General features: G+C 68.3%; 6 protein-coding genes. 2 read left to right on the top strand and 4 right to left on the bottom strand.

Going from position 1 to position 26,163, the window contains the following annotated elements:
• The first annotated feature begins 97 nt into the window (after positions 1-97).
• Positions 98-943: a formyltransferase family protein gene (locus ABIC94_RS12145; protein ID WP_354373251.1), complete on the top strand. Its 846-nt coding sequence runs from the start codon at positions 98-100 to the stop codon at positions 941-943.
• Positions 944-1,105: 162 nt separating this feature from the next.
• Positions 1,106-3,259 (top strand): TonB-dependent siderophore receptor, encoded by a 2,154-nt coding sequence (locus tag ABIC94_RS12140; protein WP_354373250.1) that lies wholly within the window; start codon positions 1,106-1,108, stop codon positions 3,257-3,259.
• A gap of 54 nt (positions 3,260-3,313) precedes the next feature.
• Here ABIC94_RS12140 and ABIC94_RS12135 read toward each other — a convergent pair whose 3' ends face one another.
• The 4 genes from ABIC94_RS12135 to ABIC94_RS12120 are packed head-to-tail and all read right to left on the bottom strand — an operon-like array spanning position 3,314 to position 26,162.
• Entirely contained in the window at positions 3,314-7,375 is a 4,062-nt protein-coding gene (locus ABIC94_RS12135; protein WP_354373249.1) for an amino acid adenylation domain-containing protein, read from the bottom strand.
• Between the two features lie 52 nt (positions 7,376-7,427).
• Positions 7,428-10,655, bottom strand: coding sequence for a non-ribosomal peptide synthetase (locus ABIC94_RS12130; protein ID WP_354373248.1), 3,228 nt, complete (start codon positions 10,653-10,655; stop codon positions 7,428-7,430).
• Positions 10,656-10,659: 4 nt separating this feature from the next.
• The gene (locus tag ABIC94_RS12125; protein ID WP_354373247.1) at positions 10,660-19,674 is read right to left on the bottom strand and encodes an amino acid adenylation domain-containing protein; all 9,015 of its coding nucleotides are present in this window, start codon (positions 19,672-19,674) and stop codon (positions 10,660-10,662) included.
• Positions 19,674-26,162, bottom strand: a complete 6,489-nt coding sequence (locus ABIC94_RS12120; RefSeq protein WP_354373246.1) for an amino acid adenylation domain-containing protein — start codon at positions 26,160-26,162, stop codon at positions 19,674-19,676. Before ABIC94_RS12120 ends, ABIC94_RS12125 begins: the two co-directional genes overlap by 1 nt.
• Between the last annotated feature and the right edge of the window lies 1 nt (position 26,163).

Below are 26,163 nucleotides of genomic sequence, written 5' to 3'. Positions count from 1 at the left end.
GCGCTGCCCCGTCTTGTCCTGAAGGTGCCGCGGCAGCTTGGGTCCATCCGCGCCCGTTCGCCGAACCGGCCTTCATCCACTCACATCCTCAGCTTCCATGTCCAAGGCAAAGCTCGTCTACATCCTTTCCCTCCGAAACGCCGCCGCCGACAAGGCCGGCCAGTACATCGACTTCAAGGGGGAGCAGCGCTACATGAAGTCGCCGCTCGAATACCTGGCCGAGGCGCTGGACGGCACGCCGCTGGGCGACGCCTACTCGCTCGAAGGCATCGTGTACGACGATGACGCGCACTCGCCGCGCGACCAGGCGGTGCTGGCGGATTACGGCTTCGCATGGCATCCGGACCGGAAATGGATCTTCCCGAAGGACCTGCAGGCCCAGGGCCGGCTGCTGCGCGACATGCTCCATGCGGTTCCATCGACCTACCGGCGGCTGCCGCTCGACTCGGCCGACCGCGTGGCGGCAAAGAGCGCCTACGAGCGCACCCTGCTCGACAAGCTGCTGACCCTGCAAGCCGACGTGGTCGTGCTCGACGGCCTCCTGATCATCCTGGACGAGCTGGTGCGGCCCGGCGCGCACTTTCATCGGAAGATGGTCAACATCCACCCCGGCATCACGCGCATCGAGTCGCCCTACGAACGCCGCGGCGCCTGCGCGACGCTGGACGCCCTGCATGGGGTGCAGGGCAGCAAGGTGGTGAACTGGGCCACCATGGAAAAGGTGCCGGCGCCCACGGTCACCAAGACCGGCGCCTCGCTGCACTACGTGGACAACGGCATCGATTCGGGCGAAGTCATCTTCGACGTGCTCGGCACCGACATCGCGCCCGAAGACACCATCCTCGAGCTGCGCTGGAACAACTTCAATCGCAGCCTATTTCCCGCGCTCTACCAGGGCCTGGCCTTGCTGGCGCCGCATGTCCGGCGGGCCTCGGCCGGATAAATCCGGGCCGCCACCACAGGCCTCTGCGTGCGGTGGCTGCGGCCAACCGCCGGCATCGGTTGGCGAATGTTGCGAAAACACGACCCGTGTTGCTGTTCGTACACCAAAATAAGAACCATTCTCATTACACTTCCCGCGGTTCAATCACCAACGAGTCCTTTCATGCGCACTCTCCCGCTGCCCCGTCAACGTTTGCTGAATGCCTCGCTCGCGGCGGCCTTCGGAACCGCCACCGCCCTCCTGGGTTTCTCCGCCTCGGCCCAGACCGCCGCACAGCCGAACGTGGCGGCCCAGCCCGCGCCGTCCACGTCCACCCTGCCCGCCGTGACGGTGAGTGCCGACTCGGAAGAACCGGGCAAGGACACGGGCTATGCGGCCAAGCGCGCCACCACCGGCACCAAGACCGACACGCCCATCCTGGAAGTGCCGCAGTCGATCTCCGTCATCAGCCGCAAGGAAATGGACACGCGCGGCGCACAGGACGTCATGGAGGCCCTTCGCTATACGCCAGGCGTCACGACGAGCATCTACGGCCCCGACAACCGCGGCTGGGAATACGTGCTGCTGCGGGGCTTCAACTCGTCTTCCACCGGCGTCTACCGGGACGGGCTCGGCCAGCCGGCCTTCGGCCCCACCTACTACCTGACCGAGCCGTACGCGCTGGAGCGCGTGGAGGTATTGCGCGGCCCGTCGTCGATGGTGTTCGGCCAGGGTGACGCAGGCGGCATCGTCAACCGCGTGAGCAAGCAGCCGGGCGAGCGGGTCCGCGAAGTCGAAGTCCAGTACGGCAGCCACCAGCGCCAGCAACTGGCGTTCGATCTGGGCGACCGGATCGGCAGCACCGACCTCAGCTATCGCCTGATCGGCGTCGGCCTCGACAGCAACGACCAGGACAAGTATCCCGACGGCCGCAAGCTGAACCAAACGCGCACCTACCTCGCGCCTTCCGTGCGCTGGCAGCCCAACTCGAAGACTTCGCTGACGGTCTTCGCGGAGTTTCTCAAGAACAACACGAACGAAGACCCCTACTACCTCACGCAAAACTACGTTCTCTCCTCCGTGAAGGTGGGCGACTACAGCTTCGGCCAGCTCAAGCAGAAACAGGGCGCCATCGGCTACCGCTTCGAAACGGCCCTGAACGACGCCTGGACCCTGCGCCAGAACTTCAGCTACAGCCAGATTGCCCTGGACCGGCGAGCCGTCTGGGCCAATTCGCTCGGCGACGACCAGCGCACACTCTCCCGTGTTGCCAGATCCTGGAACGACCCCGTGAACCTGGCGGCGCTCGACACCAGCGTGCAGGGCAAGCTGCAGTACGGCTCGGTCCAGCACACGGTGCTGCTGGGTGTGGACTTCGCCGACCAGAAGGGCAAGCAGCGGCGCTTCCGCGGCCCGGCACCGGACCTCGACGTGTTCGCACCCGTCTACGGACAGGCCGTGGCAATGCCCACCACGCGCGCAACCGATCTGGCGCAGTCGACGCGCCAGACCGGCTTCTACGCCCAGGACCAGATCAAGTTCGGCGACAGTTGGGTCGTCACGCTCGGTGGCCGCCACGACGCAGTGCGCAAGATCACCGACAACTACCTGAACTCCAGCCACACCCGGCAATCGGACACCGCGTTCAGTGGGCGGGCGGGCCTGACCTACCTGATGGGCAACGGCTGGGCACCCTACGTGAGCTACGCCACTTCCTTCCTGCCCAACAGCGGCGTCGACGCCAACAACCAACCCTTCGAGCCCAGCCGCGGCAAGCAGCTCGAGGTCGGCGTCAAGTTCCAGCCCGAAGGTTCGCGCACGTTGTTCACCGCCGCGGCCTTCGACCTGAGCAAAACGAATGTGGTCACCACCGACCCGTCGTCCTTCGAGCAACGCGCGGTCGGCAAGCAGCGCTCCCGCGGCATCGAGCTGGAGGCCAAGGGCGAGCTCGCACCGGGCCTGAACATCGCGGCCGCCTACACCTGGCTGGACATGAAGGTGCTCAACAGTGCGGACCCGGACGAAATCGGCAAGATCCCGCCGCTCGTGCCCAAGCAATCCGCCTCGGTGTGGCTCGACTACACCTTGGGCAACGGCCTGGGATTCGGCGGCGGCGTGCGCTACATCGGCAAGCGCCAGAACGACGAGGTCAACACCTCGTTCGAACGCGGCGTGACGCTCTTCGATGCGGCCGCGCACTACGAACGCGGCCCGTGGCGCTTCGCGCTGAACGTCACCAACCTGGCGAACAAGAAGTACAACGCGATCTGCTACCACGGCGAGTGCTACCAGGGCAACCTTCGCGCGGCAACCCTGACCGCCCGCTACAAGTTCTGATCTGGCGCTGACGCCCCCGCGCGAAAGCGGGGGGCGCCTTCTCTTCCCCCGCGATCAGCGCGCGTTCGCTGTCTCCCGGTCCTGCGCATCGCACATCGCTGCATGCACATGGCCGAGCAGCGCAGCGTTGCGCACGATGCCCTGGTGGTCGGCATCCACTTCGACCGAAGCACGCGCTTCGCCGCCGAACTGCGACAGGAGCGCGGCCTTCTCCGCGGCCGACCTTGCCTTCTTCCACCAGAAATGCGGCGCCACGTTCACGCGCGGAAATGCCGTGATTTTTTCCGTGATCGCGTTCATGCGCCGGGTCGCGAAGATTCCCTGAACGATATCGGCCGTCTTCATCCCTATGCCGGCCGCGGACACGATGGCCTCGACAGCGTCGCGCACGGCCTCGTCGGAGCCCGAGCGGACGGATTCGAAGCTGTCGAGCGTCGCGCCGATGGCTTCGCGGTCCATGCTGCCGGTTGCCGTGTCCAGAACGAAATCCCGGAAGTCCCGGTACCAGCCGTGCGGATCGAAGCGCTCGTCCAGCAGGAAGCTCTCGACCATGCCGAGAAAGGCAACCTCCACGCCCTCCTGTTCCAGCAGGCTGGCGACATGCACCGCAACCACCGCGCCCAATGACCAGCCGAGGATGCCGACGGCGCCCTGCGGCCGCGTCCTGCGGATGGCATCGGCGTAGAACCGGGCCATCTGCTCGATGGAATCCAGCCCGGCGATGTCGTCCGTGTAGCTCAGGCCGTAGACGGCGCACGAGTCTTCCAGGCAGCGCGCGATCGGCCGGTAGTCGACCGGGTGGCGCAGCCCGGGCGGCACGCAGAACAGCGGCATGGCGTCTACCGGTCCGGCATAGGCGTTCAGCAACTGGACAGCCTCCGCGGGCGCACCGATGTCCAACTGTGCAACCAGCCTGGCGATCGTCTGTTTCTGAAGCAGATCCTGCAGGGAAATTTTCACGCCGAAGGCACGGGACTTGTTGATTCTGGCCAGCAGCTTGAGCGCAACCAGGGAATCGCCACCCAGCTCGAAGAAGTTGTCGTGCCGCCCCACGCGCGGCACGCCCAGTACCTGCCCCCAGATTGCAGCCAGCGCGCCCTCCACCAGTCCCTCCGGTTCTTCGTACGCCCGCTCGCTCGTGAACTCCGCCGCCGGCAGCGCCTTGCGGTCGACCTTGCCGTTGGTGTTGAGCGGCAGGCCCTGCAGCACCACGATGGCCGCGGGGACCATGTAGTCGGGCAGCGCCTGGCCCAGCCTGCCCTTCAATCCGGCGATGTCGATCGCATGGCCGGCCTGCGCCGACACATAGGCCACCAGCCGCGTGCCCGCCGGGCCCTCATCGGCCAGCACCGTCGCCTCGCGCACCTCGGGCTGCGCCAGCAGCTGCGCCTCGATCTCACCCAGCTCGATTCGAAAGCCCCGCACCTTCACCTGGTGGTCGATGCGCCCCAGGTACTCCAGCTGGCCTTCGGCGCTCCAGCGCACCAGGTCGCCCGTGCGGTACAGCCGCTCTCCGCCCGGTCCCGCGACGAAGCGTTCCGATGTCAGGCCGGCCCTGTTCAGGTAGCCGCGCGCCAGGCCCGCGCCCGACACGTGCAGCTCCCCGGTCACGCCGATGGGCACCGGGTTCAACTGCGCATCGAGCACGCGCAGGCCCAGGTCTGGCATGGCCTGGCCCACGGGACTTCGCGCCTGGCCGAGGTCGGCCGCGGTGATGCGCCGGTAGGTCACGTGCACGGTCGTCTCGGTGATGCCGTACATGTTGACCAGCTGCGGGCGCTGGTCTCCGTGGTGTTCGATCCACCGGCGCAGCCGCTGCGGCTCCAGCGCCTCGCCGCCGAAGATCACCACGCGCAGCGCCAGGCCTTGTTCTTCTTCGTACGCCTGCGGCAGGCTGGCCAGCTGGCCGAAGGCCGAGGGCGTCTGGTTGAGCACCGTCACCTGCTGCTCGCGCAGCAACTGCAGGAAGTCCTCGGGCGAGCGGCTGACCCAGAAGGGCACGATGACCAGCCGGCCGCCGGTGCACAGCGCACCGAAGATTTCCCACACGGAGAAGTCGAAGGCGTAGGAGTGGAACATCGTCCACACGTCCTGGGGGCCGAAGCGAAACCACGGCGCGGTCGCATCGAGCAGGCGCGTGACATTGCGATGGCACAGCTGCGCGCCCTTGGGCCGGCCGGTGGAGCCGGAGGTGTAGATCACGTAGGCGAGGTTCTCGCCGTTCAGGGCAACCTGCGGGTCGGCCTCGGATTCACTGCCCGTGTCCAGGGCGTCCAGTGCCAGCACCTGCAGGCCTTCGGCACCGGGCAGTTGCGGCTGCAGGTGGCTTTGCGTGAGCAGCAGGGCGATGCCGCTGTCCGCGACCATGTAGGCCAGCCGCTCGGCCGGGTACTGCGGGTCCAGCGGCACATAGGCGCCGCCGGCCTTCAGGATGGCCAGCAGGCCCACGATCATCTCGATGGAGCGTTCCACCGCGAGGCCTACCTTGGTTTCGGGCTTCACGCCCCGTGCGATCAGGTGGTGAGCCAGGCGGTTGGCCCGGGCATTGAGTTCGCCGTAGCTCAGGGTCTCGTCGCCGAAGACCAGCGCCACCGCTTCGGGATGCGCCGCAGCCTGCCGCTCGATCAGGCGGTGCACGGCTTCGGTGGCCGCAAAGCTCTGCGTGCTCGACCCCCACGCCGCGAGCTGCGCGCCTTCGGCTACGCTGCAAAGATCGACCTCCGAAAAGCCCTGGTCCGGATTGAGCGTCAACGCCTCGAGCAGGCGCACGTACCAGCCTGCCAGCCGTGCCACGGTTGCCTCGCCGAAAAGGCCCGTGTTGTATTCGATCTGCGCATGCGCTCGCGTCGGCTCGATGAAGAAATCCATCGACAGGTCGAACTTGGCGCTCGAATTGCCGGCACCGATCTGCTCGGTGCGCGCGTCGCCGAACGAAAGGTCGGCAGCGCTGTCGCTCATCTGCACGCCGAACATCACCTGGAACAACGGATTGCGCGAGGCGTCGCGCTTTTCGTTTCGGCTGGCCAGCAGCGCCTTGAGGGGGAGGTCCGCATGCTCCAGCGCCGACAACGAATCGCGCCGCACCCGCCGGCAGATTTCACGCAGCGTGGCCCGCGGCTCGAGCCGCGCGCGGAACACCTGGGTGGTGATGAAGAACCCCACCAGATCGCGTACCTCGTCGCGATGGCGGCCGGCATTGGCCACGCCGACGGCAAAGTCGCCCTGGCCGCTGCAGCGCCCCAGCAGCATCTGCCACGTTGCCAGCAGGACCACGAAGGGTGTGCACTTCTCCGCGCGGCAGAATTGCTGCAGCGCTTGCGCCAGAGCGGGCTCCAGCGCGAAGCGGTGCACGGCACCATCGAAGGTCTGCCGCGAGGAACGGAGCCCGTCCAGCGGCAGCTCCAGCGCAGGCACATCGGCCCCCAGGTGGGCGTTCCAGTGAGCCAGCTGCTTCGCCAAGGCCTCGCCGTGCAGGCGCTCGCGCTGCCACAGCGCATAGTCGGCGTACTGGACCGGCAAGGCGGGCAGCCGAACGGGCGCGCCCGCGGCCAGTGCCTGGCGGTAGGCCGAGGCGAGGTCCGCCGCAAGGATGGGGTTGGACCAGGCATCCGACACGATGTGATGCAGGCAGACCGCCAGCACATGCTCTTCATGCGACAGCCGGATCAACCTCGCCACCAGCGCGGGCGCGGCGCCCAGGTCGAACACGTGCAGCGCCGCCTCGCTCATCAGCGCATCGGCGCGCGCCTGCCGCTCGGCTTCGGGCTGCCCGGACAGATCGAACCGCTCCAGCACGAACGCCACGTCCCGCACCATCTGCTGCATGGGAACGCCGTCTTTCTCGAAGAAGCGGGTACGCAGGATGCCGTGGCGATCGACCACGGCCTGGAATGCGCGCTCGAGCGCATCCGCGTCCAGCGGGCCGCTCAGGCGGAACATCCGCGGCAGGTTGTACGCCGTCAGCCCTGGCTCCAGGCGCTGCAGGAACCAGAGCTGTTCCTGCGCATGGGACAACGGCACCTCGTCGCCGTTCGATACGCGATGGCGGATTTCGTCGTCTTCTGCCCACTCTTCCCCTGCCGGGATTCGCTGCGCCGCTTGGCTGCTGCTGTTCATTGCTGTTCCATCCTGCATGTCCAACTGATCCTGTGTGCTTGCAAGCCGGCATTCAGCCGGCGACCGGGTCCTTGCGGCGAGCCTGCTCGTGCGTGCGCGCCAGCAGTTCCATCCGTTCGGTGTCTTGCCCCTCCAGCGCGCGAATTGCCGCCCCGAGCGCGGCGACAGAGGGATGGTCGAACACCAGCCCCGGGGCGATCTCGAGCCGCAGCAGCTTGCGGATGCGCGCCACCAGCTTGATCACCAGCAGCGAATGCCCGCCCAGTTCGAAGAAGTCGTCCTCCACGCCGATCGCGTCGCGCTGAAGGAGGCTGCCCATGCACTCGGCCAGCACCGATTCGAGCGCGTCGCGCGGCGCCGTCAGCACCGGCTTGCGGTCATCGGCCCTTGCCAGTGACAGCAGCGACTGCCGGTCGATTTTCCCGTTCGGCAGCCGCGCGAACTCCGCAAGGAAGACGCAGCGCGCTGGCACCATGTGCGCGGGCAGCAAGGCGCCCAGGCGTGCGCTCAGGGCGCCGCGAGCGGCCTCCGATGCGAGCGCCTCGTCCCCCACGACGAAGGCCTGCAGTTCGGCGCCGCCGCTGCCACCCGGCAGCGCCAGCACCACGGCCTGCCGCACGCCGGGCTGCGACAGCAGCGCCGCCTCCACCTCGGCCGGCTCGACGCGAAAGCCCCGGATCTTGATCTGGTCGTCGACGCGCCCTGCCAGGCGGATGCCGCCCTCGGGCAGCACCCAGGCCAGGTCGCCTGTGCGGTAGAGCTTTTGCCCCGCCTGGAACGGATCGGCCACGAAGGCGCCTTCCACCTCGCGGTTCAGATAGCCGCGGCACACTTGCGCACCGCCGACGTACACCGCCCCCAGCGCGCCGCTCGGCACCAGGCGCAGGGACTCGTCCAGCACATGCACGCGGTTGTTCGCGAGCACGCGCGACAGCGGCAGTACCGAGGATGTCGAGGACATCGAGGGTGCGGCCTCTTCCGGCGACACGCGGTGCACCATCACGCCCACCGTCGTTTCCGTGGGGCCGTAGTGGTTGTAGATCGCGCACTCCGGTGCGAGCCGGGCGATGCGCTCGATGAGCGAGCGCGGCGCTGCCTCGCCGCCCAGCACCAGCGTGCCCGGCAGCGTGGGGGCCTCGTCCTCGAGCAAGGCCTCCAGATGGGAGGGCACGATCTTGAGCGCATCGATCCGGCGTTCGCGCATGAAGCCCGCGAAAGCGCTGGCATCCTTCACGTCGCCGGGTCCCGCCACGACAAGGCAGGCCCCGTTGTGGAACGCGCCGAAGAGCGCCGTGTTGCCCAGGTCGGCCGCGACCGAGCTGGTGAGCGCCCAGCGACGGCAGCGACCCAGGTCCATGGCCAATGACACCGCGGCCACATAGTTGAGCAGCTGCCTCTGCCCGATCACGACGCCCTTGGGCGTTCCCGTCGAACCCGAGGTGTAGAGCACATAGGCCAGGTCCTGCATCGAGGGCTGGTGCGCCGGCGCGCTGTCGTCCGTATCGCCTGGACCCATGTCGCAGAGCGATGCCTGCCGCCATGGCGCATCGCCGGCCGAAGTCGATCCGGTGGCATCGAGCACAAGCGACGGCACCGCATCCGCCAGCACCGCCTGGCGGCGTGCGGCGGGCCATTCAGGGTCCAGCGGCAGGTAGCCCGCCCCGATGCGCCAACTCGCCAGCATGGCCACCAGCAGGTCGGCCGACCGCGGGAGGTCGAGCGCCACCAGCGTTCCGGCCGTGGCGCCCCGGGCCTGCAGCCAATGCGCCATACGGTTGATCCGCGCATCGAATTCGCGATAGCTCCAACGCACATCGCCAGCCTCCAGCGCGGGCGCATCCGGCGTTGAGCGCGCCCAGCCAGCGACCTGCTGGGCCAGCGTAAGGGTTCCGAAATCGGCCGCCGCGCCATGGGCGGCAAGCAGCAGCAACTCGCGCTCGTGCGCACCTGTCAGCGCAAGGCTTCCCACCGGTGCGCGAGGCTGCGCCACGGCATCCCCGAGCAAAGTGCCGTACTGCCACAGCAACCGCTCCACCGCCTGCGGCGAATAGCGCGATGCATCCGCATGCACGGACAGGGTGAACGCCTGCCCGGCCTGGGCGACTTGCAGCGCGAGTTCGAAACAAGGCATCGGCCCCGGCGCAGCGTCGACACGCCAGGCCATGGCGCCGTGCGACGGCACGGGCATCTCGTCGAAAGCAAAGCCCATGGCCAGGTGCGCGGAGATCGGTGGCGCATCGACCGCCCAGTACTCCTGCGCATCGGTGTGCGCCTCGACCGTTTCGCCCAGGCGTGCAAGCCAGTCGGAAAAGCCCTCCTCGGGCGCGACGTCCACGGCCATGGGCAGTATCTTCTCGAAGACACCCACCGCGCCCTGCATCACTTCGTAGTTGCGCCGGCAATCGTTCTGCCAGCCGGCAATGAACGGCCGGTGGCCGGTCAACCGGGCCACGAGCAGCCACCATGCGGCCTGCAGCAGCAAGTCGGTGCCGCAGCCGAGTTGCGCGGCCAGTTCCTGCGTGCGGGCGGCGAGCGCCGCATCAAGAGGGAGCGAGCGGCTGATACGTGCCGGCGTTCCCGTTGGCGCGGCCTCTCGCGCGCCGTCCATCCGGGTGCTCAGGCGCGGTGCCTGCAGCGCATCGGCACGGTCGACGCAGGCACGCCAGTAGGCGCGCCCTTCGGCCGCTTCGTCGCCGTTGTCGAGCTCCTGGCGCCATTCGACGAACTGCGCGTACTGAAAGACGTCGTCCGCATCGATGGACTTCTGCGTCAGGTAGGCCGCGGCGATCTGGCCGAGCAAGCCCTGCAGGCTGCCCTTGTCCGCGGCGAACACGCTGGCCGCCAGCAAGAGCTTGTGCTGCGTCTCGCCGAGCCGGGCGATGCCGATGCGCAGCGGTGCGCCGCTCGCGACATCCAGCGGCTCGTCCGCGCAATCGGCAATCCAGCGGGCCAGCGCGGCGGCACTGTCGGCATTGCCGCGAAGGTCGATTCTCTGGCAGCGCAGCACAGCTGCCGCATCGCGTGCCTGTTGCCGCAGGCCACGGAACCCGGAGACCTGCAACACCGCCGTGCGCAAGGCCACATGGGCCTGCGCCACCGACTGCACCGCGGCTTCGAGGCGCGCCGCGTCGAGTTCGCCGTCAAGATCGGCCAGCAGCACGAGCTGGGGCGTTCCGGCTGCAGACTGCCCTGCGTACTGGGCCCAGACTGCGCGCTGCTCGGGACTGAGCGGCAAGGAGGAGGAGGAGGAAGAAGTCGTGGTTTCGAGAATGGCAGCCATGGATTCAGCCCTCGGACGCAACGGGTTGCCCGACAGGGCCGGAAGCCTTTGCATCCGCCCCGGGCGCTTGCGCCAGTGCGGCGCGGTCGCACATCGCGCCCATCGCGACCACGATCTTGCGCGGCCCCTCGTACGGGTCCCGCGCATGGGCCGCGAGCATGTTGTCGAGCATCACCACGTCGCCCTGGCGCCAGTCGAATCGCACAGCGCAGTCTTCGTAGGCACGGCCGACAACCGCCATGGTCTGGTCGTCGATCGGCGTGCCGTCGCCGTAGGTCACGTGCCGGGGCATGCTGTCCAGGCCGCCCGCCAGGGCCAGCAGGTCCTCGCGTACATCGGCCTCCAGGCAGCTGACGTGGTGCAACTGGATCTGGTTGAAGAACACGCGATCGCCCGTGACGGGATGCGTGATCACCGCCGGGCAGCGGTTGCGGGTCTGCAGCGTGTCGTCGTCCAGCCAGCGCCAGGCAGTGCCGGCCAGCGCGAGGCGCGCCTCGACCTCCGCCTTGCTGCCGGTCTTGAAGAAGTCCTGCCAGCTCACGTCGAAGCGAGGCAGGAAGGTGCGCACGTACATCAGTTCCTTGCGCTCGAACTCGGCCACCATCTCGGCGGGCAGGCGGCGCAGCATCTCGCGGCAATCGACGATGGGCGTGGCGCCTCCCACGGGCGAGGGCAGCTCGCAGAAAAACCACTGCTTGCGCGGCCAGCGGTCGAGGTGCGAACTCTCGTTGTGATACAGGATCATCTGGCGCTCGGGATACGGTGTCGAACGGTAGGTGTTGCGCCCGCCTTCCTTTTTCGGCAGATCGCCATAGCCGCCGTAGAGTTCGGGCTCGATCACTTCCGCAAAAGCTTCGAACTCCTGCGGCGTGCGCAGGCCGAAGTTGCGCAGCAGGATGCCGCCGTGCTTGCGAAGGCTGGCCTCGATGTAGTCGCGCTGTTCCCGGGCCCATGACACCGCGTCGATGTCGCTGCTGGTGGCTTCGATCACCAGCGGGAAAGCCCGCTGGTCCGACAGGAAGGACGTGCGCACGGGCGAGCGCGGTGCCCCCTGGACGCCGCGATCCTTGTCCGCGAATTTCTTGAGCTTCTGCAATTTGCCCGGCACGGGCGAGATGGATGACATGGTTTTTCTTTCCGGATTGGATTGAATGGCGAAACTTTCGAGCACGCCGTCGGGCGCCGCGACGATCTGTTGCAGCAGATCGCGCCACGCGGCGGATGCCCGCTCGATGGTTTCGCGCAGATACAGGCTGGAGGCAAAGGTCCACTCGGCCCGCAGGCCGCTTTCGTTCTCGCTCACGAAGACGGCGAGGTCGAACTTCGACGTGGTCTCGGGTTTCGCGATCGGCTCGATGGCGACGCCGGGAATCTCGAAGCGTTGCCCCGGCATGTTCTGCATGACGAACAGCACCTGCACCAGCGGGTTGTACTGGCGGCTGCGGGGCGCACCGGCCAATTCGACGATCTGGTCGAAAGGCATGTCCTGGTGCTCGAAGGCCGACAGCGTGCTTTCCTTGACCCTCGAAAGCCACTGCGTGAACGGCAGTGCGGGCGCGAGCCGCGAGCGCAGCGGCACGACGCTGACGAAGAAGCCGATCAAGTCTTCAAGGGCCGGATGATCGCGCCCCGCGACGTCGGTGCCCACCACCAGGTCGTCCGCGGCGGCCTGCCGGTGCAGCACGAGCAGAAAGGCCGACAGCAACAGCACGTACAGCGAGGTCTTCTGCTCCCTTGCAAGGCCATGCAGCGCCTGCGCGAGTTCATGCCCGACATCGATGCCGACCCTGTCTCCCGCCACCGAGGCAACTGGCGGCCGGGCGTGATCGGGCCTGAGCGTGGACACGGCGGGGGCGGCATCGAGGTAGCCGCGCCAGAACGCGGCGTCTTGCGCAAAGTTCTGCACGAGCTTGCGGTGATGCCAATCGGCATAGTCCGCGTACTGGATGGCAAGCGGCGCCAGGGGCGATTTCCGTCCCTCCCGCAGCGCCGCATACAGGGCCATGAAGTCCTGGATGAAGACGGCTTCCGACCAGCCGTCGAACACGATGTGGTGCACGCACAGAAGCAGCACATGCTCTTCGGGCTGCAGGCGCAGGATGGCGGCCGCAAAGGCCGGGCGGGTGGTCAGCTCGAAGGCGGTGCCCGCATGTGCGGCAAGCGCATCGTGCATGGCCGCCGCCTGGAACTCGCCCGCCAGGTGCGAAAGATCCATCAGCGGAACGACAAGGCCGGCGTTTGGTGCGATGCGCGCCACGGGATCGCCGTCGTCGTTCTCCGGAAACCAGGTCCGCAGCACTTCGTGCCTCTGCACGATGGCGTCGAGCGTGGCCCGGACCAGATCGATGTCGAGCGCGCCCGACAACCGCAGCGCCGCTGAAATGTTGTAGGCCGAGTGCTTGCCGGCCGATGCATCCGACAGCCGATTCACCAGCCACAGGCGCTGCTGCGCGGGCGAGAGTTTCATCTCGGCCGTGCGCGCAACCGGCTGCAGCGCCGGTTCCCGACGGGACAGCACGGTGCCATGCATCGACTGCCGCGCAACATTCGCGAGATTGCGCAGCACCGGGTGCTCGAAGATCTTGCGCAACGGCAGGTCGAATCCGCCATCGACGCGCGCCCTGGAAGCGAGCTGCGCGGCAAGCAGCGAGTGACCGCCGAGCTCGAAGAAGTCGTCATGCCGCCCGACGCGCGCCACGCCCAGCACCTCGGCCCAGATCGCGGCCAGCGTCTCTTCCACCTCCCCTTCGGGCGCCTCGTAGGCCTGGGCGCTCGCGAACTCCGCCTGCGGCAGCGCCTTGCGATCGACCTTGCCGTTGCCGTTCAAAGGCAGGCGGTCGAGCACGACGATGGCGGCCGGCACCATGTAGTCGGGCAGTACCACCGCGAGCCGGTCGTGCAGCGTTGCCGGCTGCGTTGCCTGTTGTCCCGCCTGCAATGCGATGTAGCCCACCAGCGACGCGCCGCTCGCGCCTTCGCGAGCCACCACCACGGCCTCGCGCACCTCGGGTTGCGCCAGCAGCTGGGCTTCGATCTCCCCCAGCTCGATGCGGAAGCCCCGCACCTTCACCTGGTGGTCGATGCGGCCCAGGTATTCCAACTGGCCTTCGGCGCTCCAGCGCACCAGGTCGCCGGTGCGATACAGGCGCTGGCCGTCCTGCGCCGCAATGAAGCGTTCCGACGTCAGGCCCGCGCGCTGGAAGTATCCGCGCGCCAGGCCGATGCCGCCCAGGAACAGTTCGCCAGGCACGCCCACGGGCGCCGCGTTCAGGGATCCGTCCAGCACGTGGAGCTGCGTGGCCGCGATCGGTCCGCCGATGCGAGGCGCGCCGCGAACCTCCGCTGCCGTCGACCAGATCGTCGTTTCGGTAGGGCCGTACATGTTCCAGAGCTCGACGCCGATCGCCTGCAGGTCTTCCGCAAGATCCGCCTGCAGTGCTTCCCCGCCGCACAGGCCCTTGAAGTTCGCTGCGCGGCCACCATTCCATCCGGCGGCCCGCAAGAGCCGCCACCCCGCGGGCGTCGACTGGAGCACCGTGGCACCACAGTCGTCCACCAGTTTTCCGAGCGCGTTTCCGTCCCGCACCACCTCTCTGGATGCCAGCACGAGGCGCGCGCCGCTGAGCAGCGGCAGGTACAGCTCCAGGGCAGCAATGTCGAACGACAGGGAAGTGACCGCGACCAGCACGTCGTCCTCGGTCATGCCCGGTGCGTCTTTCATGCTCAGCATGAAGTGGCCGAGCGACAGATGCCGCACCATCACGCCCTTCGGCTTTCCGGTGGATCCGGAGGTGTAGATGACGTAGGCGAGGTTGTCTCCGCCGAGCGCGACCTGCGGGTCGGCGTCGGGCTGGCTGCCGGTGTCCAGCGCGTCCAGCGCCAGCACCTGCAGCGCTTCGGTGCCGGGCACCAAGGCTCTCAGGTGGCTCTGCGTGAGCAGCAGTCCGATGCCGCTGTCGGCCACCATGTAGGCCAGCCGGTCCACCGGGTACTCCGGGTCCAGCGGCACATACGCTCCTCCAGCCTTCAGGATCGCGAGGACCCCGACCACCATGTCGGTGGAGCGTTCGACCGCAATCCCCACCTTCGTCTCCGGCTTCACGCCCAGGGTGATCAGGTGGTGCGCCAGGCGGTTGGCCCGCGCGTTGAGTTCCGAATAGCTCAGCGTCTCGCCGATCGAGACCAATGCAATGGCATGCGGCCTGCGTGCCGCCTGGCGCTCGATCAGCCGATGCACCGGCACGTCCTGCGCATACCGCACGGCGTTCTCCCCCCATGCGGCAAGCTGGCGCCGCTCGCCGGCGGCCATCACCTCGAGTTCGCAGACCAGCCGGTCGGGCTGGCTCGACAGCCCCTGCACAATGGCCTCGACGGCGGCAATCATCAGGCCGCACACGCGCCCGGCATCCACGGCCTCGTGAATCTGCGCGGCCAGCCCGAAGCCCTCGCCCAGGTCGTCCACCGACATCTCGATCGGATAGTTGGTGCGCTCCCGGCTGCCCAGGATCTCCATGCCTTCCCAGAGCGGGCCCTTCTCCTCGGCCTTGCCCTGCTGCGCGCCGTAGCGGTAGTTCAGGAGCGCCGTGAACAATGGCATCCGCTCCGGCAGTCCGCTCGCGCGCTGCGCCAGCGACAGGCTGGCGTACTCGTGGTGCATCAGCTCGCTCAGCGCCGCGTGCGTCTGGCGTACGCACGACAACACGCCTTGCGTTCCCAGCCGGACGCGCACAGGCAGGGTGTTGATGAACATGCCCAGCGCCCGGTCGGCGTTCGCACCGCCCTGCATGCGGCCGAACAGCACGGTGCCGAACACGACGTCGTCCCTGCCCGTGGTCTTGCCCAGCACCAGTGCCCACGCCAGGTGGAACAGCGCCGCGGCGCTCACCCCATGTCTCTGCGCCTGGCGCCTGACCTGCAAGGCGAGCCGGGCGTCCAGCGCGAGCGAGGCTTCCCGCACCCGGGTGCCGTCGCCCTGCACGTCGAGCAGGCCGAAGGGTGCCGTCGGCTCCTCCACGTCGGCGAGCATCTGACTGAAGAAGGCCTTGTGTTCGGCCTGGCCCACATCCAGCCGTGCCTGCCCGACGAAGCGCCGGAACGGCACGGGCGTCGACAACGCGGACCTCCGCCCCTGTTGGATCAGCGCGATTTCCTCGACGGCCAGTTCCAGCGTGGTGTGATCCACCACCAGGTGATGGTTCGCCAGCTGAAGAAGCCAGCGGCCGGTGTCCACGTCATGGGCCGCGATGGCTCTCAGCATCGGCGCCTTGCGCACGTCGATGCGGTAGCGGGCCGGGTCGACGTGTGCTGCGAGCCGCGCGGACGCGCTCGCGCCGCCGGGTGCGGCATCCGCCAGCCACTGGAGTTCGAGCTCGGCCTTGCGATGCACCACCTGCACCGGCTCGGGGAGTTCTTCCCACATCACGGCGGTTCGCAGGATGTCGTGGCGCGCGATCACCTCGTTGAAGCTGGCGACGAAATGCTCGAGCCTTTCGCGGCTGTCGAAACTCAGGCTGTTCAGCGTGATGTACGCGTCGCCCTCGGTCTGCAGCATGTGGTGGAAGAGCATGCCCTCCTGCATCGGCACCAGCGGGTAGATGTCCTGGATGTTGGCCGCCCCGCCCGGCACCGCCGCCTCGATGCGCGCGATCTGCCGCGCATCCAGCGCCACCAGCGTCAGCATCTCCGGCTGGATCGCCCGGCAATCCGCGGGAATGCCGTTGGGCGGAATGACCGCCGCGTGCCGCACCGGCTCCTGCGCCAGCGCCTGCGCGAAGGCGCCGAGCTGGGGCTGCTGGAACAGCGTGCGCACCTGCGCCGACCAGCCCTGGGCGCGCATGCGTTCGAGCAGCCGCAGCGCCAGCAGCGAATGGCCGCCGAGTTCGAAGAAGTTGTCCTGGCGACCCACGCGCGCCACACCCAGCACTTCGGCCCAGATCGCGGCCAGCTTTTCTTCGGCGTCGCCCTCGGGGGCCTCGTACGCCCGCTCGCTCGTGAATTCCGCCGCCGGCAGCGCCTTGCGGTCGACCTTGCCGTTGGTGTTGAGCGGCAAGCCCTGCAGCACCACGATGGCCGCGGGGACCATGTAGTCGGGCAGCGCCTGGCCCAGCTGCGCCTTCAGCTGCGCGACGTCGATCGCATGGCCCGCATGCGCGGACACATAGCCCACCAGCCTCGTGCCGGCGGGGCCTTCGTCGGCCACCACCGTGGCCTCGCGCACTTCGGGCTGCGCCAGCAGTTGCGCCTCGATCTCGCCCAGCTCGATGCGGAAGCCCCGAACCTTCACCTGGTGGTCGATGCGGCCCAGGTATTCCAGCTGGCCCTGCGGGTTCCAGTGCACCAGGTCGCCGGTGCGGTACAGCCGCTCTCCGCCCGGTCCCGCGACGAAGCGTTCCGATGTCAGGCCGGCCCTGTTCAGGTAGCCGCGCGCAAGGCCGGCACCGGAGACATGCAGTTCGCCGGCCACGCCGACGGGCACCATGTTCAGGTGCGCGTCGAGCACCCGCAGTCCCAGGTCCGGAATGGCCAGGCCCACCGGGCTGCGTTGCCGGCCCAGGTCCGCCGCGGTAATACGGCGGTAGGTCACGTGCACCGTGGTCTCGGTGATGCCGTACATATTGACCATCTGCGGGCTTTGGTCGCCGTGGTGTTCGATCCACTGGCGCAGCCGCTGCGGGTCCAGTGCCTCTCCGCCGAAGATCACCACACGCAGTGCCAGGCGCTCCCGGTAGGCCTGCGGCAGGCTGGCGAGTTGACCGAACGCCGAAGGTGTCTGATTGAGCACCGTCACCTTCTGCGCCCTCAGCAATTGCAGGAAATCCTCGGGCGACCGGCTGACCCAGAACGGCACGATGACCAGCTTGCCGCCGGTGCACAGCGCGCCGAAGATTTCCCACACCGAGAAGTCGAAGGCATAGGAATGGAACAGGGTCCAGGTGTCGTGCCGGCCGAAATGGAACCAGTGATCGGTGGCGTCGAGCAGCCGCGTCACGTTGCGATGACACATCTGCGCACCCTTGGGCCTGCCGGTGGAGCCCGAGGTGTAGATCACGTAGGCGAGGTTCTCGCCATGCAGCGTGACCTGCGGGTCGCCCGCGGGCTGCGCGTCCAGCACCAGCGTGTCGAGCGCCAGCACCCGCAGCCCCTCGGCACCCGGCAGCTGCGGCTGCAGATGGCTTTGCGTCAGCAGGAGCGCAACGCCGCTGTCCTGCACCATGTAGGCCAGCCGCTCCGCCGGGTATTCCGGGTCCATCGGAACATAGGCGCCGCCGGCCTTCAGGATGCCCAGCAGGCCCACCACCGTCTCCATGGAGCGCTCCACCGCGATGCCCACCTTCGTCTCCGGCTTCACGCCCAGGGCAATCAGATGGTGCGCGAGGCGGTTGGCCCGGGCATTGAGTTCGCCGTAGCTCAGGGTCTCGTCGCCGAAGACCAGCGCCACCGCTTCGGGATGCGCCGCGGCCTGCCGCTCGATCAGGCGGTGCACTGGCGTCGCATCCGGAAAGCTCTGCGCGTTCGCCCCCCAGGCCGCGAGCTGCGCGCGTTCGGCTTCGCTCAGCAGCGCCACCTCGCCCACCGCCTGCTCGGGATGGTCCGCCAGCGCCTGCAGCACCGCCAGGTAATGCCCCGCCACGCGCTCGATGGTCGAGGCGTCGAACAGCTCCCGCGCATAGCTGAACTTCGCATGCAGGCGGCCATCGGGACTCTCGCTGGTGACCAGCATCAGCTCGAACTGCGCGGCCTGGGCACCCAGGCCATAGGGTTCCAGCGCGAGACCCGGCAGGCCTTTCAGCTCCGAGAAATCGCTGCGCTGGTGATTGAACATCACCTGGAACAACGGATGGATTCCCGGAATGCGCTCGGGCTGCAGGGCTTCGACCAGTTGCTCGAACGGCAGGTCCTGATGCATCTGCGCGCCCAGTGCCGCTTCGCGGGTCTGCGCCAGCAACTGCAACAGGCTCGCGCGAGGGTCCACCACGCCGCGCAACACCTGCGTGTTGACGAAGAAGCCGATCACGCTTTCGGTCTCCACGCGTTGGCGGTTCGCGATCGGCACGCCCACGCGGATGTCTTCCTGGCCGCTGTGGCGCGCGAGGAGCGCCTGGAAGGCGCTCAACAAGGCCATGAACAGCGTCGCGCCCTGCCCCTGCACGCGCCTGTTCAGCGCCTGGACCAGCTGCGCGGGCAGTTCGATGCGATGGACTGCCTCGCTGTAGCGCGCGTCGGGCTGGCGGGCATGGTCGAGCGGCAACTGCAGCACCGGCTGCGTCCCGCCCAGCTGCGTCTTCCAGTAGGCGAGCTGGCGTTCCTGTTCGCCGGCCTCCAGCCAGTGCCGCTGCCACACCGCATAGTCGGCGTATTGGACCGGCAGCGGCTGCAGCGCCACCGCCTCGCCGCGCACGCGGGCGCGGTAGTGCGCCACGAATTCGTCCACCATGATCTGCAGCGACCAGCCGTCCGACACGATGTGGTGCATCACCAGCACCAGCACATGGACGTCGGCGGCCAGGCGGATCAGACCGACCCTCAGGAGCGGCCCCTGCGTCAGATCGAAGGGCGTGCCGCCGATGCGCCGCGCCGCTTCGCGGGCCATGGCTTGGCGCGCATCGATGTGTTCCTGGCTCAGGTCCAGCAGCGAGAAGTCGAGCTCACCGTCCTCGCGGATCACCTGCTCGGCGGAACCGTCGGCATCGGCGCGGAACCCCGTACGCAGCGATTCGTGGCGCTTCACCAGGGCTTCGAAACTGGCCCGCACCGCATCCACGTCCAGCGCGCCGGTCAGCTCGATCGCATCGCTGATGTGATAGGCCGTGCTCTGCGGGTCGAGCTGCCACAGGAACCACTGGCGCAGCTGCGCATAGGACACAGGGCAACGGTCCGAGGCCGGGTCCTCGCGCGTCAGGATGGGAAACTGGTCGAGCGTCAGTCCCTTCGAGCGAATCCCCTGGTAGACGACACGGCGCTGTTCGGTGGGCAACCGGGCGAAGCGCTCTGCAATGCGACGGGTCGCAGTTGTTTCCATCAAACAGCCTCCATGCTGTCAAGCAGTGAATCGATTTCCGCCAGCGCCAGGTCGGTGGCGCCGTCCCCGGGCATGCTGGCCAACAGGGCGGCCTGCGCCGCCAGCGTCGGGTGCTGAAAGACATCGCGGATCGTGAGACGGCCATGCGCGAAGCCCTGGACCCGGGCCACGAGCTGGGTCGCCAGCAGCGAATGGCCGCCGAGCTCGAAGAAGTTGTCCTGGCGGCCCACGCGCGCCACGGCCAGTACCTCGGCCCAGACGGCCGCCAGCTTTTCTTCCACCTCGCCCGCAGGCACCTCGTACGCACGCTCGCTGATGAACTCCGCCGGTGGCAGAGCCTTGCGGTCGACCTTGCCGTTCGCATTGAGCGGCAGCGTCTCCAGCACCACGATCGTCGGGGGCACCATGTACTCGGGCAGCGCCCGGCCCAGGCTGCTCTTCCATCCGGCGATGTCGGCCGCATGGCCGGCATGCATCGACACATAACCCACCAGTCGTACCCCGGCCGGTCCTTCGCTGGCCGCCACCACCGCCTCGCGCACCGCGGGCTGCGCCAGCAGTTGCGCCTCGATCTCGCCCAACTCGATGCGGAAGCCCCGCACCTTCACCTGGTGGTCGATGCGGCCCAGGTACTCCAGCTGACCCTCGTTGTTCCAGCGCACGAGGTCGCCCGTGCGGTACAGCCGGCCGCCCTGGTCATCGAAGGGGTCGGCCACGAAACGCTCGGCCGTCAGCCCCGCGCGATCGAGGTAGCCGCGCCCCAGGCCGATCCCGCCCAGGTACAGCTCCCCGGCCACGCCCTCGGGCACCAGGCCCAGCGCGGCATCGAGCACCCGGGTCTCGAGGCCATCGATCGGCCGTCCGATCGGCACCTGGCTGCGGCCGTCTGCGCGGCACTGCCAGTGCGTCACGTCGATCGCCGCTTCGGTCGGGCCGTAGAGGTTGTACAGCCGCGCGCGCGGCAGCCGCTGGAACACCGCGTTCTGCGCTTCGGCCGGCAAGGCTTCGCCGCTGCAGACGACGCGCTCGATGCTCTCGCAGGCCTCGACCCCTTCGTGCGCGAGGAAGGCCTGGAGCATCGACGGCACGAAGTGCAGCGTGGTCACGCGGTGCTGGCGGATCAGGGCCACCAGCCGCGATGGATCGCGGTGGTCGCCCGGGTTGGCGAGTGCCAGGCGCGCGCCGGTCATCAACGGCCAGAAGAACTCCCACACCGAGACGTCGAAGCTGAACGGCGTCTTCTGCAGCACGGTGTCGCTGCCGTCCAGGCCGTAGGCGTCTTGCATCCAGGCCAGCCGGTTGTGCAGCGCGCGATGCCGGTTGGCCGCGCCCTTGGGGCGGCCGGTGGAGCCGGAGGTGTAGATCACATAGGCCAGGTTCTCGCCGTGCAGCGCAACCTGCGGGTTGTGCTCGGGCTGGGCATCGAGCGCCAGCGTGTCGAGCGCCAGCACCTGCAAGCCCTCCAGGCCGGGCACGCTCAGGTGGCTCTGCGTGAGCAGCAGCCCGATGCCACTGTCCTCGACCATGTAGGCCAGCCGCTCGGCCGGATACTCCGGATCCAACGGCACATAGGCGCCGCCGGCCTTCAGGATGGCCAGCAGGCCCACCACCATGTCGACGGAGCGCTCCACCGCGATCCCCACCTGGGCCTCAGGCTTCACGCCCAGGGAGATCAGGTGATGCGCGAGACGATTGGCCCTTGCATTGAGTTCGCCATAACTCAGCGTTCGCTCGCCAAAGACCAGCGCCGCGGCATCGGGATGCCGCACGACTTGCTGCTCGATCAGGCGATGCACCGGCGTCGCATCGGGATGACCTTGCGGATTCGTGCCCCACGCCATGAGCTGCGCGCGTTCGGCCTCGCCCAGCAACGCCACCTCGCTCACCGCCTGCTCGGGGCGTTCGGCCAATGCCTGCAACACCGCCAGGTAGTGCCCCGCCATGCGCTCGACGGTCGCGGCATCGAACAGCTCCGCCGCGTAGGCAAAGCTCGCCCGCACGCCTCCGTCCGGGCTCTCGCTGGTCTCCAGCGTGAGTTCGAACTGGGCCGCCTGCCCGCCCGTGTCGACCTCGGCCAGCCGCAGCCCCGGCAGTTGCTCCAGCGCCTTCAGGTCGCCACGCTGGTGGTTGAACAAGACCTGGAACAGGGGATTCACGCCCAGCGCGCGCTCCGGCTGGAGCGCCTCGACGAGCTGTTCGAACGGAAGGTCCTGATGAGCCTGCGCGCCCAGCGCGGCCTCGCGGGCCTGCGACAGCACCTGCGACAGGCGGGTGCGGTCGTCCACCACGGCGCGCAGCACCTGGGTGTTGACGAAGAAGCCGATGACGCCTTCGGTCTGCGGCCGATGGCGGTTGGCGATGGGAATGCCGACACGCAGATCCTGCTGCCCCGTGTGGCGGCGCAGCAGCACCTGGAAACCCGCAAGCAGTGCCATGAACAACGTGGCCTGCTGTTGCCGGGCGCGCTGCTGCAACCCCTTGACCAGCGCATCGGGCAGGTCGAAGCCGTGGCGGGCGACGCTGTAGCGCCCGTCCACGCGCCGCGCGCGATCGGTCGGCCATTGCAGCACCGGATGTTCGGTGCCCAGGTGGGCCTTCCAGTGAGCGAGCTGGCGCTCTTTCTCGCCGGCCTCGAGCCAGTCGCGTTGCCACGCGGCGTAGTCGGCGTACTGGAGCGGCAGCGGCGGCAGTTCGGGCGATCGGCCCTGCAGGTGCGCGCGGTACTGCGCCACGAATTCGTCCACGATGATCTGCATCGACCATCCATCGGAGACGATGTGGTGCATTGCCACGAGCATCAGGTGGTCCTCGGCCGAGAGGCGGATCAGATCGACGCGCAGCAACGGACCCGTGCCGAGGTCGAATGGAACCTGGCTCAGGCGTTGCGCCTGCGCCATGGCGAGCGCTTCGCGCGCACCGGCGGGCGAAGCGCCGAGGTCGACCAGCGTGTAGCCGAAGGCATCGTCCTGCCGGATCACCTGGTGTGCGAGGCCTTGCGCGTCGGCGCGAAACACCGTGCGCAGTGATTCATGGCGCCGCACCAGTGCGGAAAAACTCGAGCGCAGCGCCGGCACGTCGAGCATGCCCGTGAGCCGGAGCGCACCGCTGATGTGGTACGCCGTGCTCGTCGGATCGAGTTGCCAGAGGAACCATTGGCGCAACTGCGCATGGGACAGCGCCAGCTCGCCCGCGCGTCGCGCTGCCGGCAGCACCGGGATCGACGAAACCTCGGTCGCTGCGTCACGGCTCACGGCCTGCGCGAACGCGGCCAGGCTCTGGTGCTCGAGCATCTGGCGCGGGCTGGCATGCAGGTCGGCCTGGCGGGCGCGGGCGACCACCTTCAGGCTGAGGATCGAATCGCCGCCGAGCTCGAAGAAGTTGTCGTTGCGGCCCACGCGCTGCACGCCGAGCACTCCGGCCCAGATCGCGGCCAGCGTCTGCTCCACGCCGCCCTCGGGCGCCTCGTAGGCCCGATCGCTCGCGAACTCCGCCGCGGGCAGCGCCTTGCGATCGACCTTGCCGTTGGCGTTCAGCGGCAGGTTCTCCAGCACCATCACCACGCCAGGCACCATGTAGTCGGGCAGCGCCAGGCCCATCCGGCTGCGCAATGCGCTCACGTCGATGGATTGGCCCGCATGGGCCGACACGTAGCCCACCAGCCGCGCACCGGTGGGGCCTTCTTCGGCCACCACCACCGCTTCACGCACCTCAGGCTGCGCGAGCAGGCTCGCCTCGATCTCGCCGAGTTCGATGCGGAAGCCCCGCACCTTCACCTGGTGGTCGATGCGACCCAGGTACTCGATCTGGCCTTCCGCATTCCAGCGCACGAGGTCGCCGGTGCGGTACAGCCGCTGGCCGTTGGCAGCCGCTACGAAGCGTTCCGACGTCAGCCCGGCACGGTTCAGATAACCCCGCGCCAGGTTGATCCCGCCCAGGTACAGCTCGCCCGCCACGCCCGCCGGTACTTCGTTGAGTTGAGCATCGAGCACGTAGGCCTGCGTGTCGCTGATCGGCCGTCCGATCGGCACTTGGCTGCTGCCATCGTCGCGGCAGGTCCACTGCGTGACGTGGATGGTGGTCTCGGTGGGACCGTACAGGTTCTGCAGCGAAGCGCCCTTCAGGCGCTGCAGGGCTTCGCGCTGCGTCGCCGCGGGCATGGCCTCGCCACCGCAGATGATGTAGCGCAACCGCGTGGTGGCCTCGATGCCTTCGTGCGCCAGGAAGGCCTGCAGCATCGACGGCACGAAGTTCAGGGTGGTGATCTGGTGCTTCTGGATCAGCTGCACCAGCCGTTCGGGGTCGCGGTGGTCGCCGGGGTTGGCGATCACCAGCCGCACGCCGGTGGTCAGCGGCCAGAACATTTCCCAGCACGAGACATCGAAGCCGAACGGCGCCTTGTGCAGCACGGTGTCGGCCTCGGTGAGGCGGTAGGTCTCCTGCATCCAGGCCATGCAGCTGTACAGGGCGTCGTGGCGGATGGCCGCGCCCTTGGGCTTGCCGGTGGAGCCGGAGGTGTAGATGACATAGGCGAGGTGTTCGCCGTGCAGCGCGACCTGCGGGTCGCTTGCGGATTCGCCGCCGACGTCCAGCGTGTCGAGTTCGAGTACCCGCAATGCATCGCCTGCGGGCAGCAGCGGCCGCAGGTGGCGCTGGGTCAGCAGCAGCGCAATGCCGCTGTCTTCGACCATGTAGGCCAAGCGATCGGCCGGGTACTCGGGGTCCAGCGGCACGTAGGCGCCGCCGGCCTTCAGGATCGCGAGGATGCCCACCATCATTTCGACCGAACGGTCGACCGCGATGCCCACGAGGACCTCGGGCTTCACGCCCAGTGCGATCAGGTGGTGTGCCAGGCGGTTGGCCCGCGCATTGAGTTCACCGTAGCTCAGCGTTTCATCGCCGAACAGCAGCGCGGTCGCATCGGGCGTCTGCCGTGCGCGCTGCTCGATCTGCCGGTGCACCGGCTGCGCGCCTTCGTGCCGGCGCGTGTTCTTGCTCCACGACGCAAGCTGCGCGCGCTCGGTCATGTCGAGCAGCACGACATCGCTCACCGCCCGCTGCGGTTCATGCGCCATCGCCTGCAGCACCGCCAAGTAGTGCCCGGCCATGCGCTCGATGGTCTGCACGTCGAACAGTTCCGATGCGTAGAGGATGGTCGCGTCGACCCTGCCGTCCTCCAGCTCGAGCGTCTGCAAGGTCAGCTCGAACTGTGCGGCCTCTTCCTCGAAATCGAGCCGCTGCACGGCAACGCCCGGCCACTCGGCCAGCGAGCGATGGTCGCGGCGCAGGTGATTGAACATCACCTGGAACATCGGATTGGCGCTCAGGCTTCGCTCGGGCCGCAGTGCATTGACCAGTTGCTCGAAAGGAAGGTCCTGGTGGGTCTGCGCGCCGATGGCGGTGTCGCGGGTCCGGCTCATCAGCTCGGCCAGCGTCATGCGCGCATCGATCTGCGAGCGCAGCACCTGGGTGTTGACGAAGAAGCCGACGACCCCCGCCGTTTCGGCGCGGTTGCGGTTGGCAATGGGCACGCCGACGCGCGCATCCGTCTGCGCCGTGTGGCGGAACAGCAGCGCGTTGAAGCCGGCGAGCAGCGCCATGAACAGCGTCGCGCCCTGGCCTTGCGCCTGTTGCCGCAATCGCAGGGCGGTATCCGCGGGCAGCGCGAAGGTGTGGTGCGCCGCGCGATAGCGGCCGTCGGCTTTGCGCGGATGATCGGTGTGCAACGAGATCACCGGCTGCTCCGTACCCAGGTGACCCCGCCACCAGTCGAGCTGGCGCTCGCCCTCGCCCTCGGCCAGCCACTGGCTCTGCCAGCGGGCGTAGTCGGCGTACTGGATCGGCAGCTCGGCATGCACGGGCGCCTGGCCCTGCACGCGCGCCGCGTACTGCACGGCCAGCTCGTCGAGGATGAGCTGGACCGACCAGCCATCCGACACGATGTGGTGCATCACGACCAGCAGCTGGTGGCTCTGCGCGCCGGTGCGCAGCAGCACCGCGCGCATCAATGGGCCGCGCGTGAGGTCGAAGGCTTCGGTGCGAATTCGCCGCACCTCCTGCCGGATCGCGGCCTCGCGTGCCGGGCCGGCCAGTGCGCTCAGGTCGATGCAGGGCAACGCGATGTCGGCCGTGTCTTGAACGACCTGTTCCACCTCGCCGTCATCGGCCTCGCGGAAGACGGTGCGCAGCGATTCATGGCGATCGACCAGCGCCTGCACGCTGGCGCGAAGCGCCTCGGCGTCGAGGTGGCCATCGAGCACGAGGCCGCCGCTCAGGTGGTAGGCGGTGCCCGCCGGATCCAGCTTCCAGAGAAACCACTGCCGCTGCTGCGCGAAGGACAAGGCGATGCGTTCGCCCGCCGGGCGCCGCGCAATCGAGGACCGCTCGGCACGATCTGCGCCGCCCGCGCCGCGCAGACGCTGCGCCAACTTGGCACGCTGTTCGGCCGTCAGGTTGGCGCGGCGCGTGGAGATGTCTTGGATGTCGGACATG

Origin of the sequence: Variovorax paradoxus, assembly GCF_040544635.1 — a bacterium.
Taxonomy (GTDB): Bacteria; Pseudomonadota; Gammaproteobacteria; order Burkholderiales; family Burkholderiaceae_C; genus Variovorax; species Variovorax paradoxus_R.
This window is presented reverse-complemented; position numbering and strand designations above follow the sequence as displayed.

Excerpts from the sequence above, each read along its gene's own strand:
- ABIC94_RS12120 (WP_354373246.1), bottom strand. The coding sequence starts at position 26,162 with ATGTCCGACATCCAAGACATCTCCACGCGCCGCGCCAACCTGACGGCC.
- ABIC94_RS12125 (WP_354373247.1), bottom strand. The coding sequence starts at position 19,674 with ATGGAAACAACTGCGACCCGTCGCATTGCAGAGCGCTTCGCCCGGTTG.
- ABIC94_RS12130 (WP_354373248.1), bottom strand. The coding sequence starts at position 10,655 with ATGGCTGCCATTCTCGAAACCACGACTTCTTCCTCCTCCTCCTCCTTG.
- ABIC94_RS12145 (WP_354373251.1), top strand. The coding sequence starts at position 98 with ATGTCCAAGGCAAAGCTCGTCTACATCCTTTCCCTCCGAAACGCCGCC.
- ABIC94_RS12135 (WP_354373249.1), bottom strand. The coding sequence starts at position 7,375 with ATGAACAGCAGCAGCCAAGCGGCGCAGCGAATCCCGGCAGGGGAAGAG.
- ABIC94_RS12140 (WP_354373250.1), top strand. The coding sequence starts at position 1,106 with ATGCGCACTCTCCCGCTGCCCCGTCAACGTTTGCTGAATGCCTCGCTC.